Here is a 21,925-nt window from a genome sequence, read left to right on the forward strand (position 1 = left end):
GGCCGCCGGCCTCACTTGCCCTTGGCTTGCTGATAGAACGGCATGACCTTGGGAATGGCCGCCTGGAGGGACGAGATACGCGAGCTGGAAGACGGGTGGGTGCTCATGAATTCCGGCGGCGCGCCTTCGCTGGCCTTGCTCATCTTCTGCCACAGGGTGATGGCGGCGTTGGGGTTGTAGCCGGCCCGGGCGGACAGCTCGAGGCCGATCAGGTCCGCCTCGTTCTCGTTGCCGCGGCTGTTGGGCAGGGTCATCAGGTATTCGACACCCTGGTTGGCCATCTGCAGGCTCTGGTCGCCGGCCCCCAGCAGGGAACCGAGCTGGGTGGCCATCTGCACGCCATAGGCCTTGGACATGGCTTCACGGCCGTGCTCGCGCAGGGCGTGGGCGATCTCGTGGCCCATCACCGCCGCCAGTTCGTCGTCGGTGAGCTTGAGCTGATCGATCAGGCCGCTGTAGACGATGATCTTGCCGCCCGGGCCGCAGTTGGCGTTGAGCTCTTCGCTGTCGATCACGTTGGCTTCCCAGGCCCAACTGCCGGCATCGGGGCGGAACACCGTGGTCTGGGCGATCAGCCGCTTGGCGATGGCCGAGACGCGCTTGGCGTCGGCACTGTTCTTGTCCAGCACACCCTGCTGCGACGCCTCGGACAGGGTCTGCTGGTAGGACTGGGCGTACATCTGGTTCACCTGCTGTTCGGACAGCATGCTGAACATGTACTGCTTGCGCTCGACGCCGACTGCGCCGCCGCTGGTGGTATTCACTGCCTGGCATCCGGCCAGCAGCAGGGACAGCGCGAGGCTGCCGAGGATGTGAGACTTCGTCACTGTGACTCTCCTGTGAAAACTGCGCCGTACTCTATGCCTGCGCCACACCCCGGAGCAACCGCAGGCCTTGCCATCCAGCGACTTGCGTTCTTTTCTTGTGAAGCAGGCTCATGCTTCGCCGACTGTCGGCCGATATGTCATGGACCAAGGCTGTACCTGAGACCCCGGGAGTTCCCATGAAATTCAGATCGATCCAGTTTTCGGTCGCGACGCTGGCCGGTGCCAGCGTGCTCGCCGTGGTGGTGGCCCTCGTCCTCTACGCGCTGTTCGCCGGCGCCCGGACCCAGGAGCTGGTACAGACACGAACCCAGGCGCTGCTCGAGCAGATCATCAGCGAGCGCCTGCTCAGCCTCGCCGCCTCCCAGGTCTCGGACATCCAGCGCGAACTGGCCTACCCGATGACCGTGGCCAGCAGCCTGGCGCAGACCAACGCCCTGGCCGGCGAGACCGACGAGAACGGCGCCGTGGCGATGGAAAGCAGCCGCAAGGAGATGATCAACCTGTTGCACCACATCCTCGCCAACAACCCCAAGCTGCTGGATGCCTATATCGGCTGGGAACCCAACGCCTTCGGCGAAGACGCCGCTTCCATCGGCCAGCCCGGGCAGAACGAGGGCGGCCGTTTCATGCCCTGGTGGTACCGCGACGCCGCCGGCAAGCTGGTGATGGAGCCCATGGGGGACACCCTGGAAAGCACCAAGGTGTTGCCCACCGGCGTACGCGAGGGCGAATACTACCTGTGCCCGCGCGACACCAAGCGCCCCTGCGTGGTCGACCCGGCGCCCTACGAGATGGGCGGGAAGATGGTGATGCTGGCGTCCTTCAACGCGCCGATCATGGTCAAGGGCCAATTCCGCGGCATCGCCGGCGCCGACCTCTCCCTCGACTTCATCCAGCAACTGCTCACCAGCGCCAACCAGAAGCTCTACGGCGGCGTGGGCGAGATGGCCCTGCTCTCCAGCAACAAGCGCCTGGTGGCCTACACCGCCGATGCCAGCAAGAACAGCGAACCGGCCGACCGCGTGCTGGGCAGCGCCGTGGCCGAGAGCCTCAAGTCCCTGCAGGGCGACCAGCCCGTCTACCGCGTCGATCGCGACAGCGGCCGCATCCTGCTGCTGGTCCCCTTCAAGGTCGCGGGCACCGACGCCACCTGGACCCTAAGCCTGAACATGCCGCTGGACACCGTGATGGCGGACCTGCACAAGCTGGAAGCCGACCTTTCCACCCAGCGTGACGAGGACATCTTCGGCATGTCGGTGGTCGGCCTGCTGATCGCCGCCCTCGGCCTGGTGGTGATCTGGTTCGTCGGCTTCGGCATCGCCAGCCCGCTGCGGCAGATGGTGGCCATGCTCGACGACATCGCCCAGGGCGAAGGCGACCTCACCCGTCGCCTGCACTCCGAGCGCGCCGACGAACTGGGCTCCATCGCCAGCGGCTTCAACACCTTCCTCGCCAAGCTGCAGACCATGATCAGCCAGGTGGTGAGCTCGGTGCAGAAGGTCAGCGACTCCTCGGAGCACACCGCCGACATCGCCATTCGCACCAACCAGGGCGTGCAGAAGCAGCTGGCGGAGATCGAACTGGTGGCCACCGCCGTCCACGAGATGACCGCCACAGCCCAGGACGTGGCGCGCAACGCCACCCTGGCCGCCGAGGCCGCCAGCCATGCCGACCAGGCCGCCAACCACGGCAAGCGCATCGTGCAGAGCACCACCGAGGCCATCACCGCCCTGGCCGGCGAGATCAGCCGCGCCGTGGGCGTGGTGCAGAACCTGGCCAAGGACAGCGAGAACATCAACGCCATCCTGGTGGCCATCCGCGGCATCGCCGAGCAGACCAACCTGCTGGCGCTCAACGCCGCCATCGAGGCTGCCCGTGCCGGCGAACAGGGGCGCGGATTCGCCGTGGTCGCGGACGAGGTGCGCAACCTGGCGCAGAAGACCCAGCAGGCCACCGAAGAGATCCAGACCATGATCCAGCAACTGCAGCAGGGCACGCGGGACGTGGTCAAGGTGATGCAGGACAGCCAGGACAAGACCGACACCAGCGTGCAGTCCGCCAGCGAGGCGGCCCATGCGCTGGAATCCATCACCCAGGCTGTATCGGTGATCAACGACATGAACACCCAGATCGCCAGCGCCGCCGAGGAGCAGAGCGCGGTGGCCGAAGACATCAACCGCAACGTCACCAACATCGGCCAGGTGGCCAATGAAGTGGCCGGCGGCGCCGACGAAGCCTCCCAGGCCAGCGCCGAGCTGACCAAGCTGGCCGAGCAGCAGCGCCGGTTGATCAATCAGTTCAGGGTGTAGATCGACTCAGTCGGGGCCCCGCGCTCGCGGGAATGACGCAGGGAGAATGGATTGTAGGGGCGACTTCAGTCGCCCAGGGCAACGCAGTTGCCCCCTTCCATTCGCCTGTCCCGCATGACTCCGCTGAGCAGCCCTTCGGCCTGCCTGGCGAATGAATTGGCTATGTCTGCGTTAAGTGTTGCTAGAGGATTTGAGCCCAGCTGATTGCCCAGCCCTGGTGATGTTTTTGGTTTCGCCCCCCCGGGCGAGTCTCTTTTGGCAGTCGCCCTGTATAGACCGGAGACATGGTGGACACATGTGCGGGGACATGGTTGACACATTATGGTCCGTAGTCAGGGTTGTTCAGGTCGATAGTTCGTAGAAATTGATGGCAGAAGTACACGTCGTACAACGCATCGCTTTCAGGCCTGGGACGTATAGCGATCAGGTGCCCAGCAAGCCCCTTGGCGATGCGGAAGTAGTGTTTTCTAAAGCGGAATCGGCTGTGATAAACCTTTGTCACTTCGTCATCCGGGGCATATTCGAAGTCCTCCAGTTTTTCTGGAAATGGCCAGGGGCTTGTGCGGTATCGCTCCATGGGAACCTGATAGCCCAGCGCTTCGTGGGGCCGTTGAAGGTTGTAGATCTCCCTCCATTGATCGAAAGCAGCCTGGGCTTCGATCAAGTCGTGAAAGTGCTTTCCCTTGAGTACTTCAGCTTTGAGCGCGCGATGAAAGCGCTCGTTTTTGCCATTGGTTTGTGGATGGTAAGGCCGGCTGAAACTCAGGCGAATGCCCAGCCGGACCAGCCAAACACCCAGCTCGGATAGTTCACCCGGATTACGTGGCGAGCCCCAAGGGGAGCCGTTATCGGTGTTGATTCGGGCAGGCAAACCATAGCGGCGGAAGACTTCGCTCAGCTTTTCCTGAACCGTTTCCTTGCGCTCATTGGCGCAGGCCTGGATCGCCAGGTTGAAGCGGGAATGGTCATCCACAACCGTCAACGGATGACACTGGCCTTGCTGGGTCGGAAAGTAGCCCTTGAAATCCATCTGCCAGAGGTCATTGGGGGCCTCGTGCTCGAAGCGCTGCCAGGGCTTCTTGGCTTCCTTTTCAGGCGGCAGGATCAGCAGATGGCGGTGCAGGACGTTAGTCACAGTGCTGGGGGCAATACCGCAGTTAAGGACATAGCTGATCTTGCGTCCGCCCCACGCAGGATGCGCCTGACGCAACGCAACCACCTCCGTTTCCAGCGCGGGAGGGGTCCGCTTGGGGCTATTGAGCGGCCGGCGGGATTTCTCGTGCAGGCCATCTCTCCCGCTCTGTTCGTATCGCTTAAGCCACTTGTAAGCCGTTTGCGGGCTGATACCGAAGCGTCGGCACAGTTCTCGCCTGTTGCTGTCAGGCTGTAAGGCCAACGCAATGAATTCCTCTTTCAAGCTCATGGCGTCTCTCGTGTTCCAAGGCATGGTATGGATCCCCGGCAAGGCAGCTCGCCGGAAAGTGTCAACCATGTCTCCGTACACCTGTCAGCTATGTCCTCGGTCTATACAGCAGTCGCCCCAAAAGAAACCAAAAGGGCTTGCCCCATCATCCGGCCCGACTGCGTCGGGTTCCCTCACTCCATCGTTGCTCTGGGGGCCGGCGCGATGGGCCATCCATGGCCTGGCGCACCTCTCGCGGCATCCATGCCGCTCGTCCCCCGGCGCAACGACTGCGTTCGGCCTCCTGGAGGGGCGTTGGCGGCTGCTCCAACTTTCTTCGCCCAGCGCATCACCACGTGGTGCGCACGGGCCTTCGTAGGATGGTGTAGAGCGAAGCGAAACCCATGCGGTGGAGGTGGCAGAAATCCTTTGGTGCCCGGAAAGCACCGTGCTTGAGCGCCTGCATTAAAACCACAACAGCTAACGCAGACAGAGCCAATGAATTCGCCCCAACAAGAGTCCTGTAGCCCGGGCTTCAGCCCGGGAAGATCCGATCACGCCGGCGTCAGGCACTCCGGCCCATCCAGCTTGGGGTCGTTGACCAGGGTGGCCAGCGCCCGCTCGCGCAACGGTGGCGAGGCGGCGGTGAGCAGCGCGCGCAGCTCTTCCGGATCACTGTCCGCCGCCAGCCACAGCTGCTGGCCGGCTTCGTCCAGCACCAGCGGCCGACGCAGGTCTGCGGCGGGACGGGTGATCATCGCCAGGCTGAGGTATTCGGCATCGCCCACCGGAAAGGGCTCCCAGAGTGCGGCGAAGTGCAGCAGCGACGTTTCGCCGCTAACCCAGTAAGGCCGCTTGCGCACCCCGCGCCACTCGTAGAAGCCGTTGGCCGGAATCAGGCAACGGCGCTGGCGGAAGGCGTCGCGGAACATCGGCTGCTCCACCAGGGTTTCGGCGCGGGCGTGGGCCGGGGTCTTCGACAGGTCGGTGAGCCAGGCCGGGGTAAGGCCCCAGCGGGCCAGGTCCAGGCGCTGCTCGCCGGCTTGCCCGCGCAGCATCAAAACCCGTGCGCCAGGCGCCAGGTTCCAGTGCGGCTGCTGCTCGGCGGGGAAACCGGGCAACGCGGCGAATGCGGGCGACCAGCGAAACAGGGCGAAGCGTCCAGACATCAGGCAAAGGGCTCGGGCAGGTTCAGCACAGCAGGGTGCCGGGGTAGCTGTCGGGCTCATCGCCCGGCATGGGTTGCGCGGCATTGTACGTGGCGATCAACAGCCGCGCCCGCTCGGCGTCCTCATCCTCCACCAGCAGGCCCAGCAGCCCCATCAACGGCAGCTCGCCGATGCCGCCCAGCAGGTGCCCGCCGGCCAGGTGGGCCTCGATGCCCTCGCTGGCCAGCATACCCAGGAGCAGCTCCGCCTCGATCAGGTCGCCGGGCTCATAGATGCGCTGCATCAGTCGTCCTCCCGCCGCACGTCGAGGCTCCAGTCCTCACCGTCGGTGGCGAGCGCGAAGACGATGGGCCGGCAGCACACCGGGCAATCCTCGATGTACTGCTGGTCGCCGGCAGAAAGGTCGAGCACCGCTTCCACCGGTTCGCCGCAGTGGGGGCATTCATAGGCCTGGGTTTCCAGCATGCGAAACTCCCGTGTGACTTGGCTGTATAATCGCCGGTCTATTTCAGGCCCCGTGATTCGGGGCGCCACCCTTATCTCCAGCCGCAGCACAACAAGAGAACCCGATGGGCGAATTCGAAGCCATCCGACCCTACGACGATGCCGAGGTGGCCGAGGTGCTCGCGCGCCTGTCCGCCGACCCGGCTTTCCTCGGCGCCCTCACCCGCTATCGTTTCCCCCGCCTGGCAGGCCCGCTCGGCTGGCTGCTCAAGCCTGTTATAGCTCATCGCCTGCGTCGCGAGTTCCGCGGCATCGCTTCGGTGACCGCGCTGCAGGACAAGATCGAGCCCTATGTCGACCACACCATCGAGCGCGCCACCGACGGCGTGACTTACTCCGGCGTGGACAAGCTCAAGCCCGGCAACCCCTACCTGTTCGTCGCCAACCACCGCGACATCGTCATGGACCCGGCCTTCGTCAACTACGCCGTGTACCACGCCGGGGTGCCCACGCCGCGCATCGCCATCGGCGACAACCTGCTGCAGAAGCCCTTCGTCAGCGACCTCATGCGCCTGAACAAGAGCTTCATCGTGCACCGCAACCTGGCGGGCCGGCGCGAGAAGCTGGCGGCCTTCCAGTTGCTGTCGGCCTACATCAACCACTCCATCCGCGTGGACGCCCAGTCGATCTGGATCGCCCAGGCCGAGGGCCGCGCGAAGGACGGCGACGACCGCACCGATTCGGCGATCCTCAAGATGTTCCACATGAGCCGCAAGGACGAGCCCTTCGCCGCGGTGATCCACGACCTGCACCTGGTGCCGGTGTCGATCAGCTACGAATACGATCCCTGCGACCTGGCCAAGGCCCGCGAGCTGTATATCCGCGCCACCACCGGCGGCTACGAGAAGGCGCCGGGCGAGGACGACACCAGCATCGCCCTGGGCATCACCGGCTACAAAGGCCGGGTGCACATCGCCTTCAACGACGAGATCCGCGAGGACATCGCTGACGCCAAGCTGCTGGCCGCCGAGATGGACCGTCGCATCCTCGGCGGCTACCGGCTGTTCCCGGTGCACTATCTGGCCTACGCCATGTGGAGCGAGCGCGACCCCGAGCTGGCGGTGCCGACGCTGGAAAGCCTGTTCGGCACGGACGAGATCGCCCGCGCCCGCGCCGAGTGGCAGAAGCGCCTCAACGCCTGCCCGGAAGAACAGCGTCCCTGGCTGGTGCTGCAGTACGCCACCCCGGTGCGCAACCAGTACCGCATCAGGGCCGGCCTGCAGCTCTGACGGTAGCGCGCAATGCAAAACGGCGACCCTCGGGTCGCCGTTTTCATGTCCAGCCGGTCACCGGCAGCGCCGGGATCGCTCAGAGCTGGGTGCTGGCCCAGGACACGCCAAGGGCCACGGCCAGGCTGAAATAGCCGAAGGCGTAGAAGAAGCGGTTCAGCCGCTGGGTGGTCTCGTCCTGCATCAGCGCCGGTTGCGCCATCCCCTCCATTTCGCTGTCGGCGGCCAGGCGCCCGGCGACGCGCTGCTCGCGCAGGCGGGTGGCGACCAGCAGCCAGGAACCGACCAGGGCGAAGAACAGCGCCAGGGCGTTGACCACCTGGTGGGGATGGGCGAGGTAGACAGACCAGAGGTCCTGCAGGGACATCTTCAACTCCGAGCAGGCGCGGCCTGCGAGGTGGAAATGCGGCCGCGCGGGGAGCGGGCCATCCGGATTCGGCGGCGAGTCTACCCGAGCGCCCCGCTCCCCTGCGGCGTTTCCGACGAATCGCGCAGGCAAGAAAAAGCCCGGCACGGGGGCCGGGCTCGTTCGCAGCGGTGCAGCCTTACTGCGCCAGCATCTGCCCGATGGTCGGGTCCTTGAAGGCGCGGGTCAGGGCGTCGCTGAGCACACCGGATACCAGCTTGGTATTGGTTTCCTGGTTCGGCGCGGTGCCGAACTGCTGGGCCAGGGAGGCGCTGTAGCGACCGCTGTAGCGACGGCTGGCGTTCTGCACGTCGACGCGGAAGGTGGCGCTGATGTCAGCCTTGGTCACGTAGACGCCTTCCTTGGGCGACTGGTACTTCAGGTCGGCCAGGGTCAGGGTCAGCTGCGGGGCGTTGAAGGCGTTGGGCGACGGCGTGAAGCCCAGCAGGCGCACGGCGGCTTCGGCTTCGGTCTGCAGGCGCGGCAGGATGTCCTGGCCCTGAACGGTGATGTTGCTGGTGTCCGCATAGAGGCCGCCACGGGTGCCGAGCACCGGCGAGGAGCGCCCATCGGCGACACGAACCACTACCGGCTGGCCCTGGCCGACGGGCGTGAGCGGGCCGGTGAGCTTGGGTTGCGGGCTGAGTTGTTGCGGGCTGAGGGCACAGCCGACCAGGGTCAGGCTGAGGCCGGCCAGCAGGCCGAGCAACGCGCGATTCAGCATGCTTGTTTCTCCAGGTTGGACGCGGAAGGCCGGGAGTATAACCAGCCGGCACGCCTACTGACAGAGCGCCATCAGTGGCCTGGAATGAGACCGTTGGGAGGCCCGGCGGGTTCCTGTAATGCCCCTGTCACGCAGGGATGGGATAAAGCGGCATACCCAAGGAGAAAGCCGTGATGATGTTCATCTGGTCCCTGTTCGCCCCTCGCCCCAAGATCCGCTGCTTCGCCCTGCTCGACGACAAGGGCCTGTGCCGTGGCTTCCACCAGGCTGCCGAGGCGCCCGCGCGGGGCCGATGGGTGCAGGTCCGCGAACAGCGCCTGTCGTGGATCGGCCAGCAACTGCCCGCCTCCGCGCTCATCCAGCAGGTCGTCCAGCAGTCACGCGGCGCGCGAGCGTTGGCGGCCTGACCGATGGATGAATAAAAGTCACGTACAAACGCTCAATTCCTCCTATTTCTTCGCTACAATCGCCCCCCGATTATAAGGTCGTCTCCTGATCGGGCCTCGCAACACCGGCCGAGCCTTCGCTTGGCACCCGCACAGCCCCACAGAGAGCCGTCCACTTTCGCTGCCATCACTGGCCTGCCGCACCTTCCGCCCGACGTGCAAATCCCTTTGCATGGACGCAGCGCCACCCGCGCTGATGGAAGCGGCCTGCCCCCGGTAGGCGATCTTTTGAGGTTCACGTCTCCAAAAGAGCGTGAGATGACGGTTTTTCACTACTTCACGAGAGAGTGGCGAGCAAATGGCGCAAGACGATTACCAAGCAGTGGACGTGTTGCTGGTCGGGGCCGGCATCATGAGCGCCACACTGGCGGTCCTGCTGAAGGAACTCGATCCAGGCATCAAGCTGGAAATCGCGGAACTCCGCGAATCCGGTGCCATCGAGAGCTCCAACCCCTGGAACAATGCGGGTACCGGCCATGCCGGCCTGTGCGAGCTGAACTACACACCCCAGGCCGCCGATGGTTCCATCGACATCAAGAAAGCGGTACTGATCAACACCCAGTTCGAAGTCTCCAAGCAGTTCTGGTCCTACCTGAGCGACAAGGAAGGCTTCGGTTCGCCCCGTGACTTCATCAACTCCGTGCCGCACCTGTCCTTCGTGCGCGGCAAGGACATCCCCTTCCTCAAGACGCGCTTCGAAGCCATCACCAAGCACCACGCGTTCGCCCACATGGAGTACTCGGAAGACCGAGCCACCCTGGCCGAATGGATGCCACTGATGATGCCCGGCCGCCCTGCGGACGAAGCGGTCGCCGCCACCCGTGCGGCCAACGGCACCGACGTCAACTTCGGCGCCCTGACCAACCAGTTGCTGCAGTACCTCGCCACCCAGGCGGATACCCGCGTCAGCTACTTCCAGAAGGTCACCGACCTCAAGCGTACCGATGACGGCTGGAAGGTCAGCATCAAGAACACCCAGAGCGGTGCCAACCGCGAAGTCGCCGCGCGCTTCGTGTTCCTCGGCGCCGGCGGCGGCGCACTGCCGCTGCTGCAACTGTCGGGCATCCCGGAAGGCAAGGGCTTCGGCGGCTTCCCGGTCAGCGGCCAGTGGCTGCGCTGCGACAACCCCGACGTGGTCAAGCACCACCAGGCCAAGGTCTACAGCCAGGCCGAAGTGGGCGCCCCGCCGATGTCCGTGCCGCACCTGGACACCCGCGTGGTCGACGGCAAGAAGTCCCTGCTGTTCGGGCCTTATGCCGGCTTCACAACCAAGTTCCTCAAGCACGGCTCGTTCCTCGACCTGCCGCTGTCGGTACGCCCGAGCAACCTCGGCCCGATGCTGGCCGTGGCGCGCGACAACATGGACCTGACCCGCTACCTGATCAAGGAAGTGATGCAGTCCCAGGAACAGCGCCTGGATGCCCTGCGCAAGTTCTACCCGGAACTCGACCCGGCCGACTGGCGCCTGGAAGTGGCCGGCCAGCGCGTGCAGATCATCAAGAAGGACGCCAAGAAAGGCGGCATCCTGCAGTTCGGCACCGAACTGGTGGCCGCGGAGGACGGCAGTATCGCCGCCCTGCTCGGCGCATCCCCGGGTGCTTCGGTGACCGTTTCGATCATGCTCAACCTGATCGAACGCTGCTTCGCCGAGCAGGCCCGCTCGGCCGAGTGGTCCGCCAAGCTGAAGGAGATCTTCCCCGCTCGCGAGAAAGAGCTGGAGACCGACGCCGAGCTGTACCACCGCGTCAGCCAGCACTGCGATGCGCGCCTGGGCATCGCCACCGCCAAGCCGGCCGAAGCCAGCGCCGCCACTGCGGGCTGAGCTTCAGCGCCATGAAAGAACCGCCCCTCGGGGCGGTTTTTTCGTTCTGGGGCAGAGCCAGCCCGTAGGATGGGTAGAGCGGAGCGAAACCCATCATGCAGAGCAATGGTCTTCGCGCCGATCACCACGCCAGCGGCGTTTCCTCGCCCTTCCAGAACAGCCAGCGGCGACGCTCGCGGTGCTCACCGGTGCCGATCTGCCACTCCGGGCGGCCAGCCTCCAGGTCGATGATGGCGATGATGCCGGCGTAGCTGGAGGCCACCAGGGTTCGGCCATCGGCGGAGAGGTCGATGGCGCACATGGTCGAACCGAGGAAGTGCTGCCAGCCAGGCTCGCCCGTCGCATCGACGCAACGCAGGTAGCCGTAGGCGTCGCCGAGGATGAAGCGATCGCCCAGGGAGGCACCGGCGTAGACGCGCGCGCCCTCCTCCACCAGGGTCACGCCCGCCACATCCTCGTAGTGGTCCGAATCCAGGCCCGCTGCCTGGGCGAGGTCCACGGCTAGGGTGCCGCCGTTGTAGAAGTGGCAGGCGTTGAAGGCCACGCTGCGGCCATCACCACTGAACAGGGCGTAATGCGGGTACTCGCCATGGGGCCCGATGGCCGCCACCGGTTGCAGGTCGGCGTCGAACAGGTGATGGCGACCGTCCTGGCCGCCCACGGCGATCCAGCGACCGTCCGCCGACACCGCCCCGTGCTCCATGCTCAGGCCGGTGGAGTACGGCGGCTCGTAGCCGGTGGCCTCGGCGTATTCCTTGAGCGATGCGTTGTCCGGGTACAGGCGACGCGCGCCTTCCGGGGCCAGCACGAAGATGCCCGAGCTGCTCACCAGCAGCACCCGGCGCCCATCCGGGAAGGGCTGCAGGCGCGTGGGGCGCGGCGTCTCGGCGAAGGTTTCCAGCTCCACGCCCTCGGGCGCATCCTCGGTGCCCAGCGGCCAGGGGCAGTGCAGCACCACCGGGCCGTCCCAGCCGTCCCGCACCTCCACGCCCGTCTCCCGCGCCAGGGCGTAGAAACGTCGATTGGGGCAGGCGCCGAAGAACGCCAGGCCCGGTACATCCTCGACCCGATCACCGACGATGCGCACCACGTGCCCCGGCTCCCAGGTGGCGCCGATGCGCGCGACGATGGAGCCATCATCCAGCAGCGCGAGCATGGGAATGGCCTGGCCCTGCTCATCGAGCACCTCGTGCAGCGGCGCATGGGCCGGTGGCCAGGCTTCCTGCAGCCCTTCCAGGTGGCCACTGCGGTTGGCCTCGCGCAGGGCTTCCAGCAGCGCGGGAACCAGCTTCTCGCGCCCGGCGGAACTGGGCTCCTTGCCGGCGTTGTCCCAGCCCTCGCGCAGGCCTTTTTCGACATAGGCGTTGATCGCGCGGGCATAGGCGACGGTCTTCTGCTGCCAGCGTTGCGATGCGTCTTCCTTGCTCATGTGCACCTCCTCGTTCGTGCGTTGGGTCACTGTTTTTGCCAGGCCCAGAAAAGCAGAAACCCGCTCGAAGGCGGGTTCCTGTGAATAACTCGGGTCAGCCCCGGGCGGCCTGAACGGCCTCGATATAGGGTTCGGCCAGGCGCTGATCCTTGATCAGGGCGACGAAGTCATTGCCTTGCTCGTCCTTGGCGCCGAGGTCGTAGCCGGCCTCGAGGAAGAACTGCAGGAAGCGTTCGAAGTCATCGATGCGCAGGCCGCGATAGGCCTTGACCAGCTTGTGCAGGGACGGCGGCGTCGCATCGGCCGGCTCCACCGTGAGGAACAGCTTGATCGAGTCCTCGGTGATTTCTTCGCCGATCACCTGCTTCTTGTCTTTGCGCATCGCTCACTACTCTCTGGCCGGAACACACGGGGCCCGAAGTTTACCCCCGCAGGCCGATGCGGCTCAACGCAGGCGTACGGGCCCCAGGTGCAGGTCGGCCCAGACATGGCCGTTGGGGTAGGCGGCGAACTGGCAGAACACCGTGCCGCTGCGCAGCAGATCGAGCACCGCGCGGTATTGGGACTGTGGATAGTGCAGCGTCAGTTTGCGGGTGGCTTCGTCGTAGGTCGCCTTCTTCAGGCTCTTGCCGTCGGCCTCGAAGTCGATCTGCACATCGACCGCTTCCGAGCCCTTGCCGGTCGTCTTGACCACGGGTGCGGCGCGCAGCTGGATCAGCATCGGCGTGGTGATGGGGATCGGCTGCTGGTTGGATTGGCGCTGGTTGCCCAGGGTGACGCGGTAGCTGACCACCTTCACCACCAGCTGCTGCTCGGGCTGCTCCTGGCGCAGGCCCTGTTCGTCGGGGGGCAGGAAGTCGGTCCGCAGGAGCGTGGTCGCCCCTTTGGGGGCCCCGCTCGGGGCGGCGGCCAGGGGCAGGCTGGCGGCGAGCAGGAGGATGGCAGCGAAGCGGGTACGGCGAGACATCGGCAACTCCCGGCAGAAACGAGCGCAGCACTCTAGCATGGGCCCTTGGCCTGTAGTCATTGGACTCAGGTCAAGGTGGCAAGCGCCACGCAGCCCCTATAATCGGTGCCTTCCGCCGAGGAGTCGCCATGTCATTACCCATGCCGCCACTGTTCGCTGCCCTGCGCCAGAGCCTGCGCAGCGGCTATTCCTGGAAATCCCTGCGCAGCGACCTGGGCGCCGGCCTGACGGTGGGCATCGTCGCCATCCCGCTGGCCATGGCGCTGGCCATCGCCGTCGGGGTCGCGCCGCAGCATGGCCTCTATACGGTGCTGGTGGCCGCCCCGCTGATCGCCCTCAGCGGCGGCTCGCGCTTCAACGTCTCCGGCCCCACCGCCGCCTTCGTGGTCATCCTCCTGCCCATCACCCAGCAATTCGGCCTCGGTGGCCTGCTGCTGTGCACCATGATGGCCGGGATGATCCTCCTCGCCATGGGCCTGGCGCGCTTCGGCCGGCTGATCCAGTTCATCCCCTACCCGGTGACCCTGGGCTTCACCGCCGGCATCGGCATCGTCATCGCCACCCTGCAGATCAAGGACGTGTTCGGCCTGGAGCTGGCCCACCCGCCACAGAACTACGTCGAGCAGCTCGGCCTGCTGGCCCAGGCACTGCCAAGTGCACACCTGGGCGACGCGCTGGTGGCGCTGGCCTGCCTCGCGGTCCTGCTGTTGTGGCCGCGCCTGGTGCCCAAGGTGCCGGGACACCTGGTGGCCCTGGCGGTCGGCGCCCTGCTGGGCCTGGCCCTGGATTACCTGGGCCTGCCGGTGGCGACCCTCGGCGAGCGCTTCACCTATGAACTCGATGGCATGGTGCACCCCGGCATCCCGCCCTTCCTGCCGAGCTTCGCGTGGCCCTGGGAGTTGCCGGGCGCCAGTGGCGCGCCGCTGGTGATGTCCTTCGAGCTGGTGCGCCAGCTGCTCGCCCCGGCCTTCGCCATCGCCATGCTGGGCGCCATCGAGTCGCTGCTCTGCGCCGTGGTTTCCGACGGCATGACCGGCACCCGCCACGACCCCAACGCCGAACTGCTCGGCCAGGGCCTGGGCAACCTGGTGGCGCCGCTGTTCGGTGGTATCACCGCCACCGCCGCCATCGCCCGCAGTGCCGCCAACGTCCGCGCCGGCGCCGTGTCGCCTATCGCGGCGGTGATCCACGCCGGGGTGGTGCTGCTGGCCATGCTGCTGCTGGCGCCGCTGTTCAGCTACCTGCCGATGGCCGCCCTGGCTGCGCTGCTGCTGATGGTGGCGTGGAACATGAGCGAGGCCCGCCACGTCGCCCACACCCTGCGCATCGCCCCGCGCAACGACGTGCTGGTGCTGCTCACCTGCCTGGTGCTGACGGTGCTGTTCGACATGGTGCTGGCGGTGGGCGTCGGCCTGCTGCTGGCGGCGGCCCTGTTCATCAAGCGCATGAGCGACCTCACCGACGCCCAGCCCCTGCCCGCGCACCTCGGCCAGGCGCTGGAGGGCCTGCCGGAGCAGGTGATGCCCTACGTGATCCGTGGCCCGTTGTTCTTCGGCGCCGCGGAAAAGGCCCTGAGCGTGCTGCGCCGGCTGAACCCGCAGGTGAAGGTGGTGATCGTGGAAATCAGCGCGGTACCGCTGCTGGACATGACCGCACTGGCGGCCATCGAGAACCTGCTGAACGACTACCACAAGCAGGGGATCGGCCTGGTGCTGGTGGGCACCACGACGCGGGTGCGGCTGAAGCTGCGCCGTGCCGGCATCCGTCGCGAGGACGGCCGCCTGGCCTATGTGCGCGACCTGGAACAGGCGCGGGCCAAGGCCCTGCGCTGGCTGGAGCCTCAGCCGAACTGAGCGCGCATCCAGGCCAGGTAGTCGAGGGCGGCGGCCTCGCCTTCGCGGGGCGCCCAAGGGGCGAACTCCCCATCCACCAACGGGCGATAGGGGCCGGCCTTGCATTCGAAGAGCAGGCTGTCGGCCTCCAGCACCACCAGGGCATGGAACTGGCCGGGCGTGAGATCGACCCCGACGCACTCGCCTCCGGCACGCAGCTCGCGAGTCTCCTGCACGGCACCGTCCTCGCTGAACAGCAGCAGGCCCAGGGCGCCCTTGAGCACCAGCAGGGTCTCGGCCTTGTCGGCGGACAGGTGGCGATGGGGGGCGATGTAGGTGCCGGGTTGCAGCCCCACCGCCATGCGGTGGCAGGGCTCTTCCATGCCGTGGAAGTTGTGGTGCAGCCGCTGGCGCGGGCTGGCCGCGGCCCCTGCGGCCAGGTCGGCGAACAGGGCCTGGTCGAGGAAGCGCACAGCCACGGGCTTAGAGCCCTTTGACGGCGAAGATGCCGGCGGCGTTGCGCCAGTAGCCCTTGTAGTCCATGCCGTAGCCGAAGATGTAGCGGTCCACGCAGGGCAGGCCCACGTAGTCGGCCTTGAGGTCCAGGCGCGCCTTGCGGTCGTGGGTCTTGTCGATCAGCACGGCGGTGTGCACGTGGGCGGCGCCGGCGTGTTTGCAGAAGTCGATGATCGCCGCGAGGGTGTGCCCTTCGTCGAGGATGTCGTCGATGATCAGCACGTCGCGGTCGATGAAGGAGATTTCCGGCTTGGCCTTCCAGAACAGCTCGCCGCCGCTGGTTTCATTGCGGTAGCGGGTGGCGTGCAGGTAGGACAGCTCCAGGGGGAAGTCGAGCTTCGGCAGCAGCTTGCCGGCGAAGATCAGGCCGCCGTTCATCACGCAGAAGACCACGGGGTTGCGCTCGGCCAGCTCGCCGTTGATGGCGCCGGCGATCTGGTCGATGGCGGCTTCGACCTGGGCATCGGTGTACAGGCAGTCGGCTTCGGCCATTACCTGGCGGATGTGGGCGAGATCGGCGGGCATGGCTTTTCCTCTGTTTTTGAGCGGCGTTGGCCCTGGCTTCCGTGGGAAGTTGATCGGGGCGTCAAGATAAAAGTCGGCAAAGGTACTCATCCGTCTGTCCGGGAGCAAGCCCTGCCGGACGAGTGTCGAGGATAGTTTGTCGCAGCCCCGCAGGCCTCGTCATGCAACGCCCCAAAGGTCGCGCGACCGGCCAGTCAGTCACGACATGGCACAGGCAATGCTTTAATCTAACGCAATTTTTTTGCCAGCCCGCCGGAGTAACACCCCATGCCTATCCGAGAGATCCGCCACCCGCTGATCCGCCACAAAATCGGCCTGATGCGCCGCGCCGACATCAGCACGAAGAACTTCCGCGAACTGGCCCAGGAAGTGGGCGCCCTGCTCACCTATGAAGCGACCAACGACCTGCCCCTGGAAAACTACGAGATCCAGGGCTGGGCGGGCCCGGTGCAGGTGGAGAAGATCGCCGGCAAGAAGATCACCGTGGTGCCCATCCTGCGTGCCGGCATCGGCATGCTCGACGGCGTGCTCAGCCTGATCCCGGGCGCCAAGGTCAGCGCCGTGGGCGTAGCCCGCAACGAGGAAACCCTCGAAGCGCACACCTACCTGGAAAAACTGGCCCCCGAGATCGACGAGCGCCTGGCACTGATCATCGACCCGATGCTGGCCACCGGCGGTTCCCTGGTCGCCACCATCGAGCTGCTCAAGCGTGCCGGCTGCAAGGAGATCCGCGCCATGGTGCTGGTGGCCGCGCCGGAAGGCATCAAGGTGGTCAACGATGCCCACCCGGACGTGATGATCTTCACCGCCTCCATCGATGAAAAGCTCAACGAGCATGGCTACATCATTCCGGGCCTGGGCGATGCCGGCGACAAGATCTTCGGCACCAAGCAGAAGGACACCTGATCCATGAGCGATGAATTCAACGAACCGCTGTGGCGCCAGGTGCTATCCGGCGCGCAGATGCTCTTCGTGGCCTTCGGCGCCCTGGTGCTGATGCCGCTGATCACCGGCCTGGACCCGAACGTGGCGCTGTTCACCGCCGGCATGGGCACCCTGCTGTTCCAGATCGTGACCGGTCGCCAGGTGCCGGTGTTCCTCGCATCGAGCTTCGCCTTCATCACCCCCATCATCCTCGCCAAGGGCCAGTTCGGCCTGGCCGCGACCATGGGCGGCGTGGTGGCGGCGGGCTTCGTCTACACCTTCCTCGGCCTGGCGGTGAAGATCAAAGGCACCGGCTTCATCGACCGTTTGCTGCCCCCGGTGGTGATCGGCCCGGTGATCATCTCCATCGGCCTGGCCATGGCCCCCATCGCCGCCAACATGGCCATGGGCAAGGCCGGTGACGGCACGGAGCTGATCCCCTACGCCACCGCCATGTGGATCTCCATGCCGGCGCTGCTGACCACCCTGGTGGTGGCGGTGTTCGGCAAGGGCATCTTCCGCCTGGTGCCGATCATCTCCGGCGTGCTGGTGGGCTTCGCCCTGTCGTTCTGGTTCGGCGTGGTCGACACCGCCAAGATCCTCGCGGCACCCTGGCTGGAACTGCCGGCCTTCACCGCCCCCGAGTTCAACTGGCAGGCCATCCTGTTCATCGTCCCCGTGGCCCTGGCCCCGGCCATCGAGCACATCGGCGGCGTGATCGCGGTGGGCAGCGTCACCGGCAAGAACTACCTGAAGACCCCCGGCCTGCACCGCACCCTGCTGGGCGACGGCCTGGCCACCTCGGCCGCCGGCCTGTTCGGCGGCCCGCCGAACACCACCTACGCCGAAGTCACCGGCGCGGTGATGCTGACCAAGAACTACAACCCGAAGATCATGACCTGGGCGGCGGTATTCGCCATCGGCCTGGCCTTCATCGGCAAGTTCGGCGCCATCCTGCAGAGCATCCCGGTGCCGGTGATGGGCGGCATCCTCTGCCTGCTGTTCGGCTCCATCGCCGCGGTGGGCATGAACACCATGATCCGCCACAAGGTGGACCTGGCCGAGGCGCGCAACCTGGTGATCGTTTCGGTGACCCTGGTGTTCGGCATCGGCGGCGTGCTGATCGGCACCGGCACAGGCCCGGACGACTTCGGCCTCAAGGGCATCGCCCTCTGCGCCATCGTCGCCATCGCCCTCAACCTGGTCCTTCCCGGCCACGACGCCTGGAAGCACAAGGCGGCGGACGACGCGCCGGACATCTGAGCCCCGCGCCACAAAAAAAGCCCCGCAATCGCGGGGCTTTTTATTGGCAGCGTGGCGTCATCGATGACGAGGCTCTCCGGGCTCATACCCCGTTCGGTAGCCTCCGTAGGATGGGTAGAGCGGAGCGAAACCCATCGATCAGGCATCCACCAGCTTGGCGCCCGGCAGCGGGCTCGGCGCCACCCACTGCTTCAGGCGCTCGATGCTTTCGCGGTAGGGCTTGAGCCCCATCCACAGCAGCACCACCGAGCTGAACACCGCCAGCGAGGTGACGATCAGCAGCGAGTAGCGCAACGCCTTGTCGTCGGCGAACACGTAGTCGGTCACCAGGGCCACGGCGGTGGGGCCGAGGCCCAGGCCGATCAGGGTGATGACGAACAGGTAGATGGCCGAAGCCTGGCCACGCATGGAGTTGGGCATGATCTCCTGGATCGCCGCCGGCGCCACGCCGAAGGGCATGCTGAGGAAGAACACGGTCGGCGCCATCAGCACGGTCACCCAGTTGGCGTTGTCCAGCAGCGGGAACACCAGCACCAGCGGCAGCGCCCCGATGGCGGCGATGAGGCCGACGCGCATGTTGGCGTCGCTGCGCCCGCGCTTGGCCATGCGGTCCGCCAGGCGGCCGCCGAAGACGATGCCGAAGCAACCGAACACCGCGACGATGCTGCCGTAGACCACGCCCACGTGGCCGGCGTCCCAGCCGTAGGTGCGGATGAAGAAGGTGGGGATCCACGCCGCGCTGCCGTAGCCGGCGAAGGCCAGCCCGGCGAAGCCGAAGTTGTGGCAGAGCACGGTGCGGCGGTTGGCGCGGATGTAGCGCCCCACTTCAGAAAAAGGCACCGCGACACCGGCGCCCACGCCGCGCCGGGCCGGCTCGCGCACCGCCAGCATCAGCAAGGTGAAGAGCACGCCGGCACCGCCGAGGATGAGGAAGATCAATTGCCAGGGGCGTACGTCACCCAGCAGCGGCAGGTGCACGTCGCCCTGAGCGGAGGCGAACTTGATCACCAGCCCGCCGAGCAGGAAGGCCAGCCCCGAGCCGAGGTACACGCCCATGGAATACACGCTGATGGCGGTGGCGCGGCGCTCCTGGGGGAAGCTGTCGGCGATCAGCGAATAGGCCGCCGGCGACAATGCCGCCTCGCCCACGCCCACGCCGATGCGGCAGACGAGGAACTGCCAGTACAGCTTGGCCATGCCGCAGGCGGCGGTAGCGGCGCTCCAGAACAGTACGCCGATGGCGATCAGCCCGCGGCGGCTGCGGGTATCGGCCAGGCGCCCTAGGGGGATGCCGCAGACGGTGTAGAACAGCGCGAAGGACAGGCCCATCAGCAGGCTCATCTGCGTATCGCTGATGACCAGATCACGGCGGATGGGCTCAACCAGCAGGTTGAGAATCTGCCGATCGATGAAGGAAAGCACGTAGGCCACCATCAGGATGGCGACGGTGGTCCAGGCTCGCAGGCCCGAGGGATAGCCATTGTTGTTGTTCTGCATGGGCTCTCCTCGGCGCCGCCGGTGCGGCGCACGACGGTGGAAGAAGCGCCCAGCTTAGGTGCAGGCGGGATGAAGCAGCGGCTTTATAGGCCAGGCGAATGCCCGGGCTGTCCCCGGGCTGATGCTCAGAGCAGGCGCTGGGCCTTGCCGGAAAGGCTGGCCAGTGCCTGGGCCCATTGCGGGTGATCGTTCATGCAGGGCACCAGTACCAGGTCCTCGCCGCCAGCGGCGATGAACTGCTCGCGCCCGCGGTCGCCGATCTCCTCCAGGGTTTCGATGCAGTCGGCGACGAAGGCAGGGCACATCACCAGCAGTTTCTTCACCCCCTGGGCCGCCAGCTCGTCGAGGCGGGTTTCGGTGTAGGGCTCGATCCACTTGGCACGCCCCAGGCGCGACTGGAAGGACACCGACCACTGCCCCGGCTGCAGCCCCATGCGCGCGGCGAAGCCTTCGCTGGTGCGGTAGCACTGGGCACGGTAGCAGCGGGCGAGTACCTGGCCCTCGGCACGCTGGCAGCAGTCCGCGCCCTTCAGGCAGTGGCTGCCACTGGTGTCGGCCTTGTGCAGGTGACGCTCGGGCAGCCCGTGGTAGCTCATCAGCAGGTGATCGAAGCCCTGTTCCAGGTGCGGGCGGGCGCTGGCCACCAGGGCATCGAGGTACTCGGGCTGGTCGTAGAAGGGGTCGAGCACCTGCACCTGGAGCTTGAAGCCATGGGCGGCGATGACCCGGCGCGTCTCCTGCTCGACGGTGGTGGTGGTGCTGTCGGCGAACTGCGGGTAGAGCGGTGCCAGCGTCACGCGCTTGACGCCCTGGCGCACCAGCTCCTGCAGGGTGTTCTCGATGGAAGGCTCGCCGTAGCGCATCGCCAGGGCCACCGGCCCATGGGGCCAGAACGGCTGGGTGGCGGCCTGCAGGCGGCGGCTGAGAGCGACCAGCGGCGAGCCTTCGGGCCACCAGATGGAGGCGTAAGCATGGGCCGACTGCGCGGGACGCTTGATCAGGATCAGCGAGACCAGCAGGCGACGCAGCGGCCAGGGCAGGTCGATGACGTAGGGGTCCATGAGGAACTGGTTGAGGTAGCGACGCACGTCCCCCACCGAGGTGGAAGCGGGTGAGCCCAGGTTGGCCAGCAGCAGCGCGTGATCAGTCATGCAACGTCCTTAGGCCTCAGCACATCGGCGAGCGCCGTATCCAGATCGGTGAAACGAAAGGTGAATCCCGCCTCCAGCAAACGCGTCGGCAAGGCGCGCTGGCCACCCAGCAGGAGGATCGACATCTCCCCCAGCAGCAGGCGCAACGCGAAGGTCGGCGCCGGCAGAACGGTCGGCCGCCCCAGCGCGCGGCCCAGGCTCCGGGTGAAATCACAATTGCGCGCGGGGTGCGGAGCGCACGCATTATAGGGACCACTGGCCCCCTCCTGATGCAAAAGAAAATCCATCGCGGCGATTTGATCCTGCAGGTGAATCCACGGCATCCACTGGCGGCCGCTGCCCAGGCGCCCGCCCAGGCCGAGGCGGAAGGGCCGGAGCATGTCGCGGAGGAAACCATCATGGGCCGCGAGCACCAGGCCAGTGCGCAACAGCACCACGCGGATGCCCAGTGCCTCGGCGCGTTGCGCGGTCTCTTCCCAGGCGATGCACAGGGCGCTGGCAAAATCGCCGTTGCCGGGTGGCGCGTCCTCGCGCAGCTCGCGCTCGCCGGCGTCGCCATACCAGCCCACCGCCGAGCCGGACAGCAGCAGCGCCGGGCGTTGCTCGCGGGTCTCCAGCCAGGCCAGCAGGCGCTCGGTGAAGGCCACCCGGCTGTCGAGAATCTTCGCCTTGCGGTTGCGCGTCCACAGCCCGCCGGCCACCGGTTCGCCCGCCATGTTGACCAGTGCATCCAGGGGCCCGTCACCGTATTCGTCGAGGCTGTCGATGGCCCGCACCACGGGCCCGCAAAGCCCCGCCACGCGCTGCGGCGTGCGGCTGAGCACGGTGACCTGGTGGCCCTGCCCGCTCCACAGCCGGCAGAGCTCACGGCCGATCAGGCCAGTACCGCCGGTCAGCAATATGTGCATGGCATCCTCCTCGCATGGTGCTAAGTGGAGATATCGCCCTAGTCTGAATCAAGACAGGGCACGGGTTGAGTCCGC

General features: G+C 66.4%; 22 protein-coding genes and 1 pseudogene. 8 read left to right on the forward strand and 15 right to left on the reverse strand.

Features of this window, described 5'->3' with window-relative positions; translation table 11 throughout:
* Positions 1 to 11: 11 nt before the first annotated feature.
* The gene (locus ACXI0U_RS19180; protein ID WP_271658989.1) at positions 12 to 827 is read right to left on the reverse strand and encodes a M48 family metallopeptidase; all 816 of its coding nucleotides are present in this window, start codon (positions 825 to 827) and stop codon (positions 12 to 14) included.
* Between the two features lie 1,250 nt (positions 828 to 2,077).
* Here ACXI0U_RS19180 and ACXI0U_RS19185 point away from each other — a divergent pair.
* A pseudogene (locus ACXI0U_RS19185) lies at positions 2,078 to 2,278 on the forward strand (HAMP domain-containing protein); the annotation flags it as partial.
* Between the two features lie 15 nt (positions 2,279 to 2,293).
* The gene (locus ACXI0U_RS19190; protein ID WP_371877108.1) at positions 2,294 to 3,136 is read left to right on the forward strand and encodes a methyl-accepting chemotaxis protein; all 843 of its coding nucleotides are present in this window, start codon (positions 2,294 to 2,296) and stop codon (positions 3,134 to 3,136) included.
* Between the two features lie 319 nt (positions 3,137 to 3,455).
* Here the strand turns inward: ACXI0U_RS19190 and ACXI0U_RS19195 are convergent, their stop codons facing one another.
* The 4 genes from ACXI0U_RS19195 to ACXI0U_RS19210 all read right to left on the reverse strand — a co-directional run bounded on the left by ACXI0U_RS19195 (position 3,456) and on the right by ACXI0U_RS19210 (position 6,172).
* Entirely contained in the window at positions 3,456 to 4,583 is a 1,128-nt protein-coding gene (locus ACXI0U_RS19195) for an IS481 family transposase (RefSeq protein WP_431483515.1), read from the reverse strand.
* 509 nt (positions 4,584 to 5,092) lie between these two features.
* A complete protein-coding gene (locus ACXI0U_RS19200; RefSeq protein WP_271658991.1) occupies positions 5,093 to 5,707 on the reverse strand; it encodes an SOS response-associated peptidase in 615 nt (204 codons plus the stop codon).
* Positions 5,708 to 5,729: 22 nt separating this feature from the next.
* Complete coding sequence (locus ACXI0U_RS19205; protein ID WP_265169714.1) at positions 5,730 to 5,990, reverse strand: putative signal transducing protein; 261 nt, start codon at positions 5,988 to 5,990, stop codon at positions 5,730 to 5,732.
* On the reverse strand, positions 5,990 to 6,172 hold the full coding sequence (locus ACXI0U_RS19210) for a CPXCG motif-containing cysteine-rich protein (RefSeq protein ID WP_271658992.1): 183 nt from the start codon (positions 6,170 to 6,172) through the stop codon (positions 5,990 to 5,992). Before ACXI0U_RS19210 ends, ACXI0U_RS19205 begins: the two co-directional genes overlap by 1 nt.
* A gap of 104 nt (positions 6,173 to 6,276) precedes the next feature.
* Here ACXI0U_RS19210 and ACXI0U_RS19215 point away from each other — a divergent pair, with 104 nt between their 5' ends.
* A complete protein-coding gene (locus ACXI0U_RS19215; RefSeq protein ID WP_271658993.1) occupies positions 6,277 to 7,440 on the forward strand; it encodes a 1-acyl-sn-glycerol-3-phosphate acyltransferase in 1,164 nt (387 codons plus the stop codon).
* A 79-nt stretch (positions 7,441 to 7,519) separates the two neighbouring features.
* Here the strand turns inward: ACXI0U_RS19215 and ACXI0U_RS19220 are convergent, their stop codons facing one another.
* A complete protein-coding gene (locus ACXI0U_RS19220; RefSeq protein ID WP_043246545.1) occupies positions 7,520 to 7,807 on the reverse strand; it encodes a hypothetical protein in 288 nt (95 codons plus the stop codon).
* Between the two features lie 178 nt (positions 7,808 to 7,985).
* Positions 7,986 to 8,570 carry a YajG family lipoprotein gene (locus ACXI0U_RS19225; protein WP_021222263.1) on the reverse strand — a complete coding sequence of 195 codons (585 nt, stop codon included), beginning with the start codon at positions 8,568 to 8,570 and terminating at the stop codon, positions 7,986 to 7,988.
* Between the two features lie 170 nt (positions 8,571 to 8,740).
* Between ACXI0U_RS19225 and ACXI0U_RS19230 the strand changes: the two genes are divergently transcribed.
* Entirely contained in the window at positions 8,741 to 8,977 is a 237-nt protein-coding gene (locus ACXI0U_RS19230) for a hypothetical protein (protein ID WP_431482692.1), read from the forward strand.
* A 337-nt stretch (positions 8,978 to 9,314) separates the two neighbouring features.
* Positions 9,315 to 10,838: a malate dehydrogenase (quinone) gene (gene mqo / locus ACXI0U_RS19235; RefSeq protein ID WP_021222261.1), complete on the forward strand. Its 1,524-nt coding sequence runs from the start codon at positions 9,315 to 9,317 to the stop codon at positions 10,836 to 10,838.
* 121 nt (positions 10,839 to 10,959) lie between these two features.
* Here mqo and ACXI0U_RS19240 read toward each other — a convergent pair whose 3' ends face one another.
* The 3 genes from ACXI0U_RS19240 to ACXI0U_RS19250 all read right to left on the reverse strand — a co-directional run bounded on the left by ACXI0U_RS19240 (position 10,960) and on the right by ACXI0U_RS19250 (position 13,234).
* Positions 10,960 to 12,267 (reverse strand): WD40 repeat domain-containing protein, encoded by a 1,308-nt coding sequence (locus ACXI0U_RS19240; protein WP_479550696.1) that lies wholly within the window; start codon positions 12,265 to 12,267, stop codon positions 10,960 to 10,962.
* Positions 12,268 to 12,361: 94 nt separating this feature from the next.
* Positions 12,362 to 12,649 (reverse strand): PA4642 family protein, encoded by a 288-nt coding sequence (locus ACXI0U_RS19245; protein ID WP_021222259.1) that lies wholly within the window; start codon positions 12,647 to 12,649, stop codon positions 12,362 to 12,364.
* A 63-nt stretch (positions 12,650 to 12,712) separates the two neighbouring features.
* Positions 12,713 to 13,234, reverse strand: coding sequence for a hypothetical protein (locus ACXI0U_RS19250; RefSeq protein ID WP_431482694.1), 522 nt, complete (start codon positions 13,232 to 13,234; stop codon positions 12,713 to 12,715).
* 128 nt (positions 13,235 to 13,362) lie between these two features.
* Here ACXI0U_RS19250 and dauA point away from each other — a divergent pair, with 128 nt between their 5' ends.
* Complete coding sequence (gene dauA, locus ACXI0U_RS19255; protein WP_265169716.1) at positions 13,363 to 15,087, forward strand: C4-dicarboxylic acid transporter DauA; 1,725 nt, start codon at positions 13,363 to 13,365, stop codon at positions 15,085 to 15,087.
* On the opposite strand, the gene ACXI0U_RS19260 is transcribed toward dauA, so the two are convergent.
* Both ACXI0U_RS19260 and ACXI0U_RS19265 read right to left on the reverse strand, forming a co-directional pair.
* Positions 15,075 to 15,545, reverse strand: a complete 471-nt coding sequence (locus ACXI0U_RS19260) for a WbuC family cupin fold metalloprotein (RefSeq protein ID WP_184487383.1) — start codon at positions 15,543 to 15,545, stop codon at positions 15,075 to 15,077. The genes dauA and ACXI0U_RS19260 overlap by 13 nt on opposite strands.
* Positions 15,546 to 15,549: 4 nt before the next feature.
* Complete coding sequence (locus ACXI0U_RS19265; protein WP_431482695.1) at positions 15,550 to 16,107, reverse strand: hypoxanthine-guanine phosphoribosyltransferase; 558 nt, start codon at positions 16,105 to 16,107, stop codon at positions 15,550 to 15,552.
* A 267-nt stretch (positions 16,108 to 16,374) separates the two neighbouring features.
* On the opposite strand from ACXI0U_RS19265, the gene upp reads away from it, so the two are divergent.
* Entirely contained in the window at positions 16,375 to 17,013 is a 639-nt protein-coding gene (upp, locus tag ACXI0U_RS19270; RefSeq protein ID WP_021222254.1) for a uracil phosphoribosyltransferase, read from the forward strand.
* A 3-nt stretch (positions 17,014 to 17,016) separates the two neighbouring features.
* Positions 17,017 to 18,294, forward strand: coding sequence for a uracil-xanthine permease family protein (locus tag ACXI0U_RS19275; protein WP_350447012.1), 1,278 nt, complete (start codon positions 17,017 to 17,019; stop codon positions 18,292 to 18,294).
* Between the two features lie 138 nt (positions 18,295 to 18,432).
* Here the strand turns inward: ACXI0U_RS19275 and ACXI0U_RS19280 are convergent, their stop codons facing one another.
* The 3 genes from ACXI0U_RS19280 to ACXI0U_RS19290 form a co-directional block, all read right to left on the reverse strand.
* Complete coding sequence (locus tag ACXI0U_RS19280; RefSeq protein ID WP_431482696.1) at positions 18,433 to 19,791, reverse strand: spinster family MFS transporter; 1,359 nt, start codon at positions 19,789 to 19,791, stop codon at positions 18,433 to 18,435.
* A 125-nt stretch (positions 19,792 to 19,916) separates the two neighbouring features.
* Positions 19,917 to 20,942, reverse strand: coding sequence for a ferrochelatase (gene hemH, locus ACXI0U_RS19285; RefSeq protein WP_431482697.1), 1,026 nt, complete (start codon positions 20,940 to 20,942; stop codon positions 19,917 to 19,919).
* Complete coding sequence (locus tag ACXI0U_RS19290; RefSeq protein ID WP_431482698.1) at positions 20,939 to 21,850, reverse strand: TIGR01777 family oxidoreductase; 912 nt, start codon at positions 21,848 to 21,850, stop codon at positions 20,939 to 20,941. The genes hemH and ACXI0U_RS19290 overlap by 4 nt, the downstream gene beginning before the upstream one ends.
* Positions 21,851 to 21,925 lie beyond the last annotated feature (75 nt).

The organism is Pseudomonas sp. C9D1, assembly GCF_056491235.1.